This is a genomic window from Nocardia brasiliensis IFM 10847 (assembly GCF_000710915.1).
In the GTDB taxonomy this organism is placed as follows: domain Bacteria; phylum Actinomycetota; class Actinomycetes; order Mycobacteriales; family Mycobacteriaceae; genus Nocardia; species Nocardia brasiliensis_A.
This window is the reverse complement of the sequence record NZ_BAUA01000062.1, coordinates 48,420-62,050: the sequence shown is the minus strand read 5'-3', so window position 1 is coordinate 62,050 and position 13,631 is coordinate 48,420. Positions and strand designations below refer to the sequence as shown.

The 13,631-nt window shown below is 68.2% G+C and carries 12 protein-coding genes; 8 read left to right on the top strand and 4 right to left on the bottom strand.

Going from position 1 to position 13,631, the window contains the following annotated elements; genetic code table 11:
* Positions 1-5: 5 nt before the first annotated feature.
* The 4 genes from NBRGI_RS13150 to NBRGI_RS13135 all read right to left on the bottom strand — a co-directional run bounded on the left by NBRGI_RS13150 (position 6) and on the right by NBRGI_RS13135 (position 4,374).
* Positions 6-1,100, bottom strand: coding sequence for a BMP family lipoprotein (locus tag NBRGI_RS13150; RefSeq protein WP_029895967.1), 1,095 nt, complete (start codon positions 1,098-1,100; stop codon positions 6-8).
* 138 nt (positions 1,101-1,238) lie between these two features.
* Positions 1,239-2,390 (bottom strand): metallophosphoesterase, encoded by a 1,152-nt coding sequence (locus NBRGI_RS13145; RefSeq protein ID WP_029895965.1) that lies wholly within the window; start codon positions 2,388-2,390, stop codon positions 1,239-1,241.
* A 126-nt stretch (positions 2,391-2,516) separates the two neighbouring features.
* The gene (locus NBRGI_RS13140) at positions 2,517-3,437 is read right to left on the bottom strand and encodes an aldose 1-epimerase family protein (protein WP_029895964.1); all 921 of its coding nucleotides are present in this window, start codon (positions 3,435-3,437) and stop codon (positions 2,517-2,519) included.
* A gap of 127 nt (positions 3,438-3,564) precedes the next feature.
* Positions 3,565-4,374 (bottom strand): SAM-dependent methyltransferase, encoded by an 810-nt coding sequence (locus tag NBRGI_RS13135; RefSeq protein WP_029895963.1) that lies wholly within the window; start codon positions 4,372-4,374, stop codon positions 3,565-3,567.
* Positions 4,375-4,469: 95 nt separating this feature from the next.
* On the opposite strand from NBRGI_RS13135, the gene NBRGI_RS13130 reads away from it, so the two are divergent.
* The 8 genes from NBRGI_RS13130 to NBRGI_RS13090 all read left to right on the top strand — a co-directional run bounded on the left by NBRGI_RS13130 (position 4,470) and on the right by NBRGI_RS13090 (position 13,629).
* A complete protein-coding gene (locus tag NBRGI_RS13130; protein ID WP_029895962.1) occupies positions 4,470-5,651 on the top strand; it encodes a cytochrome P450 in 1,182 nt (393 codons plus the stop codon).
* A 424-nt stretch (positions 5,652-6,075) separates the two neighbouring features.
* Positions 6,076-7,218 carry a 3,5-dihydroxyphenylacetyl-CoA synthase DpgA gene (gene dpgA / locus NBRGI_RS13120; RefSeq protein WP_029895961.1) on the top strand — a complete coding sequence of 381 codons (1,143 nt, stop codon included), beginning with the start codon at positions 6,076-6,078 and terminating at the stop codon, positions 7,216-7,218.
* Positions 7,219-7,260: 42 nt separating this feature from the next.
* Positions 7,261-7,986, top strand: a complete 726-nt coding sequence (dpgB, locus tag NBRGI_RS13115; RefSeq protein ID WP_228832395.1) for an enoyl-CoA-hydratase DpgB — start codon at positions 7,261-7,263, stop codon at positions 7,984-7,986.
* A 59-nt stretch (positions 7,987-8,045) separates the two neighbouring features.
* Positions 8,046-9,296, top strand: coding sequence for a (3,5-dihydroxyphenyl)acetyl-CoA 1,2-dioxygenase DpgC (gene dpgC, locus NBRGI_RS13110; protein ID WP_235210936.1), 1,251 nt, complete (start codon positions 8,046-8,048; stop codon positions 9,294-9,296).
* Entirely contained in the window at positions 9,293-10,105 is an 813-nt protein-coding gene (gene dpgD / locus NBRGI_RS13105; RefSeq protein ID WP_029895956.1) for an enoyl-CoA-hydratase DpgD, read from the top strand. The genes dpgC and dpgD overlap by 4 nt, the downstream gene beginning before the upstream one ends.
* Before the next feature lie 10 nt (positions 10,106-10,115).
* A complete protein-coding gene (locus tag NBRGI_RS13100; protein WP_029895954.1) occupies positions 10,116-11,933 on the top strand; it encodes a thiamine pyrophosphate-binding protein in 1,818 nt (605 codons plus the stop codon).
* A 65-nt stretch (positions 11,934-11,998) separates the two neighbouring features.
* Complete coding sequence (locus NBRGI_RS13095; RefSeq protein ID WP_029895952.1) at positions 11,999-13,069, top strand: catalase family peroxidase; 1,071 nt, start codon at positions 11,999-12,001, stop codon at positions 13,067-13,069.
* Positions 13,069-13,629, top strand: a complete 561-nt coding sequence (locus NBRGI_RS13090) for a cytochrome b (protein WP_081878026.1) — start codon at positions 13,069-13,071, stop codon at positions 13,627-13,629. Before NBRGI_RS13095 ends, NBRGI_RS13090 begins: the two co-directional genes overlap by 1 nt.
* The last annotated feature ends 2 nt before the right edge of the window (positions 13,630-13,631 follow it).

Sequence of the window (13,631 nt, the reverse complement as noted above, 5' to 3'; positions counted from 1 at the left end):
GCGGCTCACTTGGCTGCGGGCTGGGCCTTCGAGGCCAGGGTGATCTTCCCGCCCGCGATATCGGCGGCCAGCGCGGTGATCTCGCTCTTCAGCTCGGCGGGTACGACGGCGTCGAACTCGTGGTACGGGGCCAGGCTGACGCCCTTGTTGGCCAGCGTGCCGACATAGGGCTGGTTGCTGAACTGTTTGTGGAAGGCGTCGGTGATCGCCTTCTGCACCGCGACGTCCATCGCCTTCTCCACGCTGGTGAGCAGCGACGAGCAGTACTCGGCGGCGCTGACACAGCCGTCGGTGTCGACCCAGATCGCGAGGACCTTGCCGCCCGAGGAATGCGCGGCTTCCAGGGCGCCCAGACCCGCCGGGCCGGCCACCGGCAGCACGATGTCGGCGCCCTGGCTGATCAGATCGTTGGCCTTGGTCTTGCCGATGTTCTTGTCCTGGAAGTCGTTGGTGATCACGCCCTGCTGCGTGGCCGCGTCCCAGCCGAGCAGCTGCACCTGCTTGTTCTTCACCTTGTTGTAGTGCGCGATGCCCTCGGCGAAGCCGTCCATGAAGATCGCCACGGTGGGGATGTTGATGCCGCCGAACGTGCCGACCTTGCCGGTCTTGGTCTGCGCCGCGGCCAGATAACCGGCCAGGAAAGACGGCTGGGCGGAATTGAAGGTCAGCCCCTGCAGGTTCGGCAGCGGCGGGTTCTTCTGCGTGTCGGTGTAGGCGTAGTCCACGATCGCGAAGTCGATGTCCGGATTGGCTTTCGCGGCGGCGTAGGTCGCGTCGCCCTGTTTGAAGCCGATGGTGACGATGATGTTGCACTTCTGCCGGACCATCGTGTTGATGTTGGTCGGGTAGTCGTTGTCGGACTTGGACTCCAACTGCGCCTTCGAGATGCCGAGCGCGGCGACGGCGTCGGTGACGCCCTTGAAGGAGGTCTGGTTGAACGACTTGTCGTCGAACTTGCCGGAGTCCGAGACCATGCACGCCTTGAAGTCCTTGGCGCCCGGTTCACCGGCTTTGTCCTGTTCGGCGGGCGGACTACCGCACGCCGCGACGGTCAGCACGAGCACACCGGCGGCGGTGAGGGTGCGTAGCAACCTGCCCATTTTTGCCTCCTGAAACGCGATACCCCGCAACCCAACTCACCGATCCTGCCGAGGACTGCAGTGGTGGGAGGAGTTTAGGCCGCAAAACCGATCTTGGCGCGGTTTCGCCGACCTTCGCGAGGCGAGCGCCGTGCGCGGCTACCCGGTCGCCGGGGCGGTGCGCAGCACCAGGACGGTGATCTCGCTGGGGGCGAAGACGCGCAGCTGCGGACCCCAGAAGCCGGTGCCGCGACTGGTGTAGAGCTGGGTGTTCGCACCGTGCCTGCTCAGTCCGGCCACCACCGGCTGGTCCAGCCGGACCAGGTAGTGGAACGGCCAGATCTGGCCGCCGTGGGTGTGGCCGGAGATCTGCAGATCGATCCCCGCCGCCGCGGTGTCGGTGATCTGCTTGGGCTGATGGGCCAGCAGCACCACCGGCACCGTCCGGTCCGCGCCGGTCAGCGCGGTGCGCAGATCGGGGCCGTGCCCGGGCAGGGCGACACCGGTCGGATCGTCGATGCCCGCGATCACCAGCCGGTCACCGCCGCGGGTCACCGTCTCGTGCTGGTTGTGCAGCGGTTGCCAGCCGATCGAGGTCATGTGCTCGATCCAGCCCTGCGCGTCGCCGAAGTACTCGTGATTGCCGGTGATGTAGAACCGGCCCAGCGGCGCGTCGACCTTGCCGAGCGGATCGACCTGCGGGTGCCGCTTCGCCACCGACCCGTCCGCGAGATCCCCCGCATGGCAGGCGATATCGGGCCGCTGCGCATTGACGACGTCGACCACCTTCTCCGACCAGCGCAGTCGGTCGAGCGCGGCGAAATGGGTGTCGGTGACGACCACCAGGCGCAATCCGTCGAGCCCGGGGCCGAGACCGCGAATCGGCACCTCGACCGTGCGCACCCGGGGCACCCGTCGCGCCTCGAACACGCCCCACGCCACCAGCGCGGTCGCGATCACGAACACGCCGGCCGCGACGACGCGCGAGCGCGCCGGATCGGACATCCCGCCGACGGCCAGCGCCAGACCGACGACATTGCCGAGCACCGACCAGCTGAACACCACCCACATCGCGCCGAGCAGGGTGTCGCCCACGATCGACGCGGCATCCGATTGCGCGGGGCCGTGCCCGAGGAACATCGCCGCGGGCAGCACGGCGAAACCGAGGCCGAACAGCGCGGTGCCCAGCCAGAACAGCGGCCCCGCGCCCGTGCTCGGCGCGGCGACCAGCGTCCACCAGGGCAACAGGAACAGCACTGCGGGGATCGCCAGAAACAGGGCGACGCGGGGCACGTACTTCACAGAGACCATCCTCGGGGGCGCGGTTGCGCACGGTCCCTCCGCCCGGCGCGGGCTCCGTCGAGATTACCCGGCGCGGACGGTGCGCTCGCAGCGCGTTCGTCCACAGCAGAACTCACGCGGTGAGCCGGGCCGGGGTCAGGGACGGGTCAGCCGTGCGCCCCAGCGGGTCGCGACGGTGTCGCCGGGGGCCAGCCGGATCAACCGGTCACCGCTCTGAAAGGCGTTGGGCGGACACGTCATCGGTTCCGCGGCCAGGCCGGTCCGCCGCCGCGGCGCGGGCAGCGTGTCACCGGTGAACAACTGGATCACCGGGTAGGAGTCGTCGACCCACAGCTCGGCGACCGCCCCGTCGGCGCCCTGCAATCGCACCCAGGCGCGGCCGTGCTCGTCGCGGGCCAGATCGGTGAACGGGTGGTCGATCGGCACACTGCCGATCGGCTTCGGCGCGGCGAAATCGAACCGGGTGCCTCGCACGGGTTCGGTGCCGACGGGCAATTGCCGGTCCGGGTCGCTGACGATCCTGGTCTCGGCCGCGAAGCCCAGCGTCGCCGCGTCGATCGGGCCGGTGCCCGGTGAGAGGTAGGGATGGTGGCCGCAGCCGTACGGCGCGGGCGTGTCTCCCAGATTGCTCGCCGTCGTGGTCACCGTCAGGCCTTGGTCGGAGAGCGCGTAGCGGATGGCGAGTTCGAGCTGGAACGGGTAACCCTTGCTCGGGTGCAGGGTGGCCCGCATGGTGACCTCGTCTTGCTCGTGCTCGGTCGCGCGCCACGGGCGCCAGCGCAGCAGCCCGTGGATGGCGTTCTGCTTGCCGGGTTCGGACAGGGCGAGCTGGTGGTCGACGCCGTCGAACCGGTACCTGCCGTCGGCCAGCCGATTCGGCCAGGGGATCAGTGCGGCGCCGCGGCCGCCGTCCGACATCGCCGTGACGGCATAGGGCTCGAGTACGTCGCGGTCACCGACGCGGTACTCCCTGATCCCGCCGCCGACCTCGACGATCACCGCCCGTTGCTCCCCGTGGCCGATGGAGAACTGCTGTCCGGACGGTGGCGGAGTCATGGGGAGGACGGTACCGCTCGGCGGCACGGCGCCCACACCTGGTCGGTTGTTCAGTAAAGCGCGGCGGTCCGGGAAGGCCGATCGCGCAACGAAGTTCGCAGGCCACGCCCGCCGCACACCGGCCCGGTCAGGGGATGCGGGCGACCGCGCTGAGCATGGACACCGCCTCGGCGCGCGGGTGCGGCCGATACTCCTCGGGCCGCCACGCGGTCACCGAAGCGATGCCCGGCGGGACGAGTTCGAGGTCGGTGAAGAAGCGGGCGAACTCCTCGGTGGTGCGCAAGCGGAACGGGACGCCGCTGCGCTTGTTGGCCGCGTTGTTCTCGGCGAGTTCGTCGGGGGAGAGGTGGTCGCTGGTCGCGTGCGACATCACCAGGTAACTACCCGAGGGCAATGCGCCGCACAGCTTGCGGACCAGTTCGTAGGGACCGTCGTCGTCGGTCAAAAAGTGCATGATGGCCACCAGCATCAAGGCCACCGGCTGGTCCAGGTCCAGCACCCGGAGCAGGTCCGGGTGGCCGAGGATGCGGTCGGGGTCGCGGATGTCGGCGTCGAGGTAGGCCGTCGCGCCCTCGGGGGAGCTGTTCAACAGTGCGCGGGCGTGCACGAGCACGATCGGATCGTTGTCCACGTAGACGATGCGCGCCTCGGGGGCGATGTCCTGCGCGATCTCGTGCACGTTTCCCGCGGTGGGCAGCCCCGCGCCGATGTCGAGGAACTGCCGGACTCCGGCGTCGGCCAGGTAGCCGACCGCGCGGCGCAGGAAGTTGCGATTCTCCAGCGCGGCCAGCCGGATGGTGGGAAAGGCCTGCGCGACCATGTCGGCGGACTCCCGGTCGGCGGGGAAATTGTCCTTGCCGCCGAGCCAGTAATCGTACCGGCGCGCCGGGTGCGGCTTGGAGACGTCGATTCTCGCCGCTGTCGATTCCGAGTCCACAACGCCCTCAATTCATCTCGACTATGGTCATCATGTCAGCTCGAGTTGCGAACCAGTAGCGAGGGTGACGTCGCGCCGCCCCGGGAGGGTCCATCATGCCACTGCACTACAGCCCGTACGACTTCGCCGTACACGAGGACCCGTACCCGGCCTATGCCAGGCTGCGCGCCGAGGCGCCGGTCTACCGGAACGAGGCCGACGACTTCTGGGCGCTCTCGCGGCATGCGGATATTCTTGCCGCGCTACGGGATTCGGATCGTTTCTCGAGCGCCAACGGCTCGATTCGGATGGAGCCGGCGTTCTGGGGGCCGCAGGCCGAGCAGATGTTCTCCTTCGTCGCGATGGACCCGCCGCGGCACACCCGCATGCGCGGACTCGTGGTGCGTGCGTTCACCCAGCACCGGGTGCAGGCACTGGAACCGAGGTTGCGAGAGATCGCTCGTGGACTGCTGGAGCCCTTGCTCGAGCGCGGCGAATTCGACCTGATGACCGAATTCGCCGGCCCCTATCCGACGGACGTGGTCTCCGAACTGGTCGGTGTGCCCGAGCGCGACCGCGAGATGATCCGCAAGCTCGGCATGGAGATCATGTACTCCGACGAGGAGTCCACCGACCTGCGGCCCGAGGCGATCCAGGCGATCGGCGCCCTCATCGGCTACTACACCGAACTGACCATCGAGCGTAGCAAGGATCGGCGCGACGATCTGCTCTCCGGCCTGCTCGACGCGGCCGACGGCACCGACCGGCTCACCCCGGCAGAGATCGTGGGCGTGCTGATCCTGCTGGTCGGCGCGGGCATCGAGACCACCATGCTCACCCTCGGCAACCTCTGGCATGCCGCCTGGCGGCACCCGGACCAGCGGCGCAAGGCTTTCGACGGGCGGATCGACGACTGGATCGCCGAAGGCATGCGCTACGACCCGGCCACCCAGACCGCGCTGCGCACCGCGACCGAGGAGTTCGAGTTGCACGGGACGACGGTGCCCGCGGGTGCGCGAATGCTGCTGCTGACCGGGTCGGCCAACCGGGATCCCGCGGTCTTCGCCGAGCCGGACGAGTTCGACCTGGACCGCGACACCGGCGCTGCGCTGGTGTTCGGCAGCGGCAGGCATCACTGCCTCGGCGCCAACCTCGGCCAACTGGAGCTGCGCGTCGCGCTGACCGAGATCGTCGGCAAGATCGCGGACTACGACATCGATCCCGCCGGTGTGCGCCGCATCCACGCGTCGAACAACCGGGGTTTCGCGGCCTTGCCCACCACGGTCACAGCGCGCTGACCAGCGCGGTAGGCGGGCGGCCGGGGCACGGTTGCCCACCGTTCAACAATCAAACGACCGGTTTGGTATTGCGATATCGGGGGCATATTCGCCTGCGTTGTCTGCCCTCAATTCTCGGGGCGACTGCTCGCCGGTGACCGCGATGGCCTGTCGAAACCTGTTGCGGCACAACGTATAAACCAGGAAGTGCGGGTACTTCCAGGCGGTAGCGAGTATCGTCTTTTGTTATTGCGGGGCTGTAGGGGGGCTGCTAGTCTCGTGTCGAAGCGAAAATATGCTCGGGGGTGCGTCGAACAACGTCGAGTCGTTGTCGGCGACTGAAATCAGCAATTTTCTGGGGGAGACGCATGTCTATCGCATGTGCGACGAATCTGCTCAATTCAACAACTGAAGTGCACCTTTGCCGCCGGATCGGACGCGACTCATGAGTGCACTCGAACAATACTGCATCGACGAGTTCGATGCGAAAACGGACCGGGTAGAATTTCCGGCGGAACCGTCCTATCCGCGATTGTTGGGCGTGGCGACCGCAACGCCGTCCACCCGCTACAGCCAACGCGAACTGGTCGAGCTGCTGAATATATCCGACCCCAAAATCAGGGGCATATTTCTCAACGGCGGAATCGAAACCCGGCACCTCGTGCTGCCGCCCCGCGATGCCGACGGCAACTATCGGGTCGAGACACAGGGGGAGCTGCTCGCCAAACACCGGAGGGAAGGCGTGCACGCGGCCGCCCAGGCGATCCGAGCCTGCCTGGGCGAGCTGGGCCGGGACGTGCGCGACATCGGATACCTGGTGGCCGTCACCACCACGGGCTTCCTCACGCCGGGCTTCAGCGCGCTGCTGATCAACGAGCTGGGGCTCTCGGCGCATACCGCGCGCCTCGACGTCGTCGGCATGGGCTGCAATGCCGGTTTGAACGGGGTGACCGCCGCGGCCTCGTGGTCGGCGGCCCATCCCGGCGAGCTGGCGATGCTGGCCTGCTCGGAAACGTGTTCGGCGGCCTACGTTTTCGACGGGACGCTGCGAACGGCGGTGGTGAACAGCCTGTTCGGCGACGGCGCGGCGGCGCTGGCGATCGGCACGGATCTCGCACCCGAATCGCTCGCGCCCGCCGCCGAGCGCGCGCCCGCGCTGCTGGCCCAGCGCAGCTACATGATCACGCACGCGGTCGGGGCCATGCGCTACGACTGGGACGAGGACGCCGGCAAGTTCAGCTTCTACCTGGACAAGGAAGTCCCGTACGAGGTCGGCGCGCACGTGGAGATCGTCGTCGACCGCCTGCTCATCGAGAACGGGCTGCGGCGCAAGGACATCGCGCACTGGATCGTGCACGCCGGCGGCAAGAAGGTCATCGACGCCGTGAAAATCAATCTCGGGCTCACCGGGCACGATGTGCGGCACACCGTCAGCGTTATGCGCGATTACGGAAATCTCTCCAGCGGGTCGTTTTTGTTCTCCTATCAGCGACTGCTCGCCGAGCGGGTGGTCCGTCCCGGTGACTACGGGATATTGATGACCATGGGGCCCGGCTCGCAGATCGAAACCGCACTGCTCAGATTCTGATCTCATTCACTTTTCGAAAACCTACCTAGACAAGGCATGTCGATGAACAGTTCAACTGTCGATTCGAACGGCGCCGAGCGGGGAAATGGCGACGTTCATGTCATCACCGCGGTGATTTCCGCGGACCGTCCGTTGTCCGCCGATCTGGTGGCCTCGGTGACCGCGGTCGCACGCCGGGCCGAGGACACCACACCGGAATTGCGTCACTGTGTCGTCCTCTATATCGACGGGGCGCGGTCGGATGAATATTTCGCCTGGCCCGGCGATGTCGCCGTCGCCGACGTCGGCAAATGGGAGAGCGCGCTGCGCCGCCTGGAGCAGGTGCCCGCGCCGATCATTGCCGTGGTGAGCGGTGCGGCCTACGGTCCGGCGGCCGAACTGCTGCTGGTCGCCGACTATCGGATCGTGCGCGCGGGCGCCACCTTCGGTTTGGCCCGCACCGGCGCGGACGTCTGGCCCGCGATGGCGCTCTATCGGCTCGCCGGGCAGGCGGGCCTGGGCCGCGCCAGGGAGCTGGCGATCCACGGGCGGACGCTGTCCGCCGAGGCGGCGCGCGAACACGGACTGATCGATCAGGTGATCACCGAGGGCGGCGAGGCGGCCGCGATCACGGCGGCCGTCGGGCTGTTCGGTGCCTCGGCCGGCTCTGAACTCGCGATTCGCCGCCGGCTGCTGCTGGACGCCGCGACCACGCGCTTCGAAGATGCGCTCGGCGCCCACCTCGCGGCCTCCGATCGGATGCTGCGCCGGGAACGGGCCGCGTCGTGACGGCGGTTCACCGCTCGCGCACGGACGCCGCGCTCGACCGTGACCGAGACGAATTGCACATGGCGGCAAAAGAACACGCTGCCTTCCTGCGTTCGCTCGGGCCGGTGCCGCAGCGCGGCGAGAGCGACGCGGCGCGCGCGGCCGAGTCTCACCGTGCCGTGCGGACGCTGCGCCGCCGGTTCCTGCGCGCGCATCTGAGCGAGGTCTATGCCGCGGCGACCGACGACCTGCGCCGCCCGCTGCGGCTGGCCGAACTCGCCGCGGCGGCCGGGGAGCTGTTTCCCGGTCTGCTGCCCGATGCCGGGCAACTCGGCGCCGAAGCCGGGACGCCGCAGGCGGCCAAGGAAGGCTGGGAGATCGACCAGGGCGTCTTCTTTCACGCCGTCTTCGCCGATCCCGTCGCGGGCAACCATCTGCTGGACGCGATGCGCGCCCCGACGCCGCGCGCGCTCGGCCTGCTGGCCGAGTACGAGGCGACCGGGCTGCTCACGCTGCCCGCGGTCGAGTTGCGGCGCACCGGCACCACCGCGACGCTGACCGTCACCAACGGTCACTGCCTCAACGCCGAGGACAATCAACACGTCGCGGATATGGAGTGCGCGGTCGATCTGGTGCTGCTCGACCCGCGCTCCCGGGTCGGCGTGGTGCGCGGCGGCGTGATGGATCATCCGCGATACCGAGGTCGCCGGGTGTTCAGCGCGGGCATCAACCTGAAGCACCTGCACGAGGGCCGGATCTCGTTCGTCGATTTCATCCTCGGTCGCGAAACCGGTTATATCGCGAAGATTCTGCGTGGGATGACCCGGGACGAGCGGCACTGGCTGTCCGGTCCGGCCACCAAGCCGTGGATCGCCGCGGTCGACTCGTTCGCGATCGGCGGCGGCGCGCAACTGCTGCTGGTCTTCGATCGGGTGATCGCGGCCGCCGACAGTTTCGTCAGCCTGCCGGCCGCGCAGGAGGGCATCATTCCGGGGGCGGGCAACCTGCGCCTGGGTCGCGCGACGAACTTCCGGCTCTCCCGCGAGGTGATCCTGTACGGGCGCAAGATCGCGGCGACCGATCCCGATGCCCGTCTGGTGCTGGACACGGTGATCGAGTCCGATCTGATGGACAACGAAATCGACCGGGCCGCAGCGCAACTCGCCGCACCTGCGGTCGTCGCGAACAAGCACATGCTGGTCTGCGCCGAGGAACCACAGGATGTGTTCCGCCGCTATCTGTCGGAATTCGCGCTGCATCAGGCGTTGCGGTGCTACGGCGCCGACGTGCTGACGAAGGTGAGCCGCTTCCATGCGGGGGTGGGCCGATGACGCTGTCCGTGGAGACCCTGACGACGGTGGACTACCGCAAGCACGGCCGCGTGGCCACCGTGGAACTCGACCGACCCGAGGTGCTCAACGCGATGAACCTGCGGATGCACCACGAGCTCGGGCAGGTCTGGGACGATATCGAGGCCGACCCGGCGATCTGGGTGGTAGTGCTCGGCGGCAAAGGGGGACGGGCGTTTTCGGTCGGGCAGGATCTGAAGGAGCTGGCCGGGCGGATCGACGCGGGCACGGCGCACTCGTCGTTCGGTAGTGCGGGCAAACCGGGATTCCCCCGGCTGACCGAGCGGTTCGCCTTCGCCAAGCCGGTGATCGCCAAGGTGTCCGGCTACGCGCTCGGCGGTGGTTTCGAACTCGCGCTCGCCTGCGACCTCATCGTCGCCGCCGATGACGCCGAATTCGGGCTCCCAGAAGCGAAACTCGGGCTGATCCCGGGGGCGGGCGGGGTGTTCCGGCTGCCGCGGCAGGCGCCGTACCGGGTGGCGCTCGGGTATCTGCTGACCGGTCGGCGGTTGCCCGCCGCACGGGCCGCCGCACTCGGCCTGATCAACGAGGTGGTCCCGGCCGCCGAACTGGACGCCTGCGTCGATCGCTGGGTCGCCGATCTGCTGGCCTGCGCGCCGCTGTCGGTGCGCGCGATCAAACAGGCCGCCGCGGCCGGGGCGGCCAAGTCGCTGCCGGACGCATTCGTGGCCGATTACCCGTGGGAGACCCTGCGGGCGAACTCGGCCGACGCACAGGAAGGACCCCGGGCCTTCGTGGCGAAACGCGCCCCGAACTGGACCGGGCAATGAAGGAATGACAATGGATTCACCTGGTAAGAAGCTGGGACGCGACATCATCTTCGACTATCTGCGCGACGCGGGGATCGAATACGCCTTCGGCGTGCCGGGCACCCACGAGATCCCGCTGATCGATGGCACCACCATCCCGGAGAACGGGGTGTCCTACATTCCGTGCCTGCACGAGAACATCGCGCTCGGCGCCGCCATGGGCTACGCCAGGATGTCGGGGCGGCCGGGCGCGGCGATCGTGCACGTCACGCCGGGCACCGCCAACATCATCGGAAACCTGTTCAACGCTTACCGGTCCAACATCCCACTGCTGGTGTTCTGCGGCCAGCAGCACAGCGATCTGCTGGTGCAGGAGCCGATCCTGGCCTCGGACCTGGTGCGGACCGCGGGCCAGTACACCAAGTGGGCGCACGAGATCCGCAACGTCGACGAGATCCCGATCGTCATGCAGCGCGCGTTCAAAGAGGTGCAGGTGCCGCCGTTCCAGCCGGTGTTCATCTCGATACCGTGGAACTTCCTGATCGAGGCGCCCGCGCTGCAGGAGACGGGGCGGGCCACCCGGATCGCGCACGCGGTGATCGGCGATCCCGCCGGCGTCGCCGCGGCCGCGGAAACCCTTGCCCGCGCGCGGAATCCGGTGCTGCTGGTGGGGGACGGCGTCGGCGAGGCGGCGGCCTGGCCGGAGATCGAGGAGCTGGCGACGCTGCTCGGCGCGGCGGTCTATTCGACGAATCAGTCGAGCAGGCTGAACTATCCGAACGATCTGCCGCACTGGCAGGGCGAGCTGCTGCCCACTCAGGAGGGCGTGCACATGCAGCTGGGCGACTTCGACACGGTCTTCCAGATCGGGGTGAACACCCAGGCGCAGATCCTCGTCTTCCGCTGGGAGAACGGGCCGATCATTCCGGCGCACCTCACCCAGGTCACGCTGCACAACGACGCGTGGGAGATCGGCAAGAACTACTACTCGGAGGTCGGGGTCCTCGGTGACATCGCGATGACGTTGCCGCGGATCATCGACGGCATCGCCACCCACCCGGACTTCGACTGGTCCGCGGCCGAGGCGAGAAACTTTCGGGTGCATCAGCTTTCGACCGGACGCGACGAAGGGTTCGCGGCCCTGACGGATCTCTTCGCGCACGCCGAAGTGGACGCGCGGATTCCCGACATCCAGGTGCCGATGGCCATCGCCGAGGTGCAGCAGACGCTCAGCAAGCCGATCACCGTCATCAACGAGGCGTTCTCGATCCTGGCCGCGGTGCAGAAGACGATCCGGTACGACGTGCCCGACGCCTACTTCTGCACCACCGGCGGCTCGCTGGGCTTCTCTCTGCCTGCGTCGCTGGGTATTTCGCTCGCACTGGGCAAGGAGCGACTGGTCGTGAACATCGTCGGCGACGGGTCCGCGCTGTTCCACACCAATGCCTGGTGGACCACGCGCAAGTTCGACCTGCCGGTGCTGTACCTGGTGCTGAACAACCACGAGTACAAGACGCTGATGACCGGCGTCGGCGCGATCGAGCAGATCTACGGCTGGGAGCCCGCCAACGAACCCTGGTACCTGCGGCTGGGGCAGCCCAACCAGGACTTCGCGGCGATCGCGGCGACCTTCGACATCGACGGCGAGGTCGTCACCGAGGGTTGCAAGCTGCGCGACGCCATCGAGCGCGGGTTCAAGGTGATCGAGGGCGGCGCGCCCTACGTGATCGACATCCGCGTCGATCCCGCGTCCGGGCCGCCCGCGCCCACGGTGGACATGTTCATGGCCGAAAAGCCCGGCGTGGACGCCGAACTGGTGCAACGCCTGCAGGCGCTCGGCCCGCCCTGATCCGGCCCCGCGATATTCCGGGGCGGCGGCCGCCGCCCCACCAGTGCACGAAAGAGGGGGAACTCATGACCGACGAAAGTGCGGGTTTGTCGTTGAATCGGCGCACGGTACTGGGCGGCGCGGTGCTCGCCGCAGTCGGTGCCGCGAGCATCGGCGGCTTCCTGTTCAGCGAAAACATCATCGGCCCTCGGCGTTTGACGGCGCGGCGAATCGCCGACCGGCTGCAGGAGGCGGCGGGCGGGAACTTTTCCGGCCGCCGCCGCAACCACGCCAAAGGGGTTGCCGTGGCGGGGTATTTCGAGAGCAATGGCAACGGCGTCGAAGTGTGCAAGGCATCGGTGTTCCGCGCCGGCCGGTATCGCCTCGACGGCCGTTTCTCCCTGGCCGGCGGAAATCCGCACGTGCCGGACGATCTCGCTACGCCGCGCGGACTCGGCCTGCGGCTGTTCCTGCCGAACGGGGAGCAGTGGCGGATGGCGCTGGTGAACGTCCCGGTGTTTCTCGACGCGACCCCGGACGATTTCTACACGCGGACACTGGCTTTCGCGCCCGATCCGGCGACCGGCAAACCCGACCCGGAGCGGATGCGCCAACACCTGGCCACACATCCGAAAACCGCGGCCGCCCTCGCGCTCATCGAGCAGGGGCCGCACGCCCCGAGCTTCGCCAGTTCGACCTACTACGGTCTGAACGCGTTCGAGTGCACCGACGCCAAGGGCCGCGCGGTGCCCGTGCGCTGGCAGTTCGAACCGGAGACGAGCCCGGTGCCGCCGCAGCGGCCGGGCGCGGACCAGTTGTTCGACGCACTCGTCGCCGATCTGCGGCGCGGCCCGCTGCGCTGGAAACTGCGCTTGGTCATCGGGATTCGCGGCCAGGACCCCACCGATGACGCGACGAGATCGTGGCCCGCCGATCGGCGCGCCGTGGAGGTCGGCACGCTGGTGCTCGACGCGGTGCGCACCGAAGCCGCCGACAATGTGCAGGACGTCAATTTCGATCCGCTCGTGTTACCCGACGGCATCGCGGCTTCCGACGATCCGCTGCTGCCCGCTCGGTCGGCCGTCTACGCCGAATCGTTCCGACGGCGGGCGGGCGAGCCGCGGGCCGCGGGCGCGATCCAGGTGGTGCGGGCATGATGACCGCACTCGGCGAAAGCCGCACCCAGCAGCTCGACCGATTCGGCGTCACGGCGCGAATCCTGCACTGGCTGATGGCGATCGCGATCGTCGCGATGATCTTCATCGGCGGCGCGCTGGTCGGTTCGCTCGGCCGCTACAACGTGCTGCTGGAGGTGCACAAGTCCCTCGGGTTCGCGATCCTGGCGTTGGCCGTGCTGCGCATCGGAAATCGGCTGTGGCACCGGCCGCCCCCACCCCCGCTCGACCTGAGCATGCCCGAGCGGCTGATCGCCATCGGCTCCGAAATCCTCATGTACGCACTGTTTCTGGCCCAGCCGATCATCGGCTGGGCCCTGGTTTCGGCCTCCGGGATACCGATTCGGATCTTCGGCGGGCTGCGCGTCCCGGCGATCGTGCCCACCGACGCGGGGCTGTACGCGACGCTGCGCACGGTGCACGGCATCCTCGCCTATCTGCTGCTCGCGGCCTTCACCGCGCACATCTGCGCGGTGCTGTTCCACGCACTGCTGTTGCGGGACAAGCTGCTTCGGCGGATGACCTTCGGCTCGAACCACTAGTC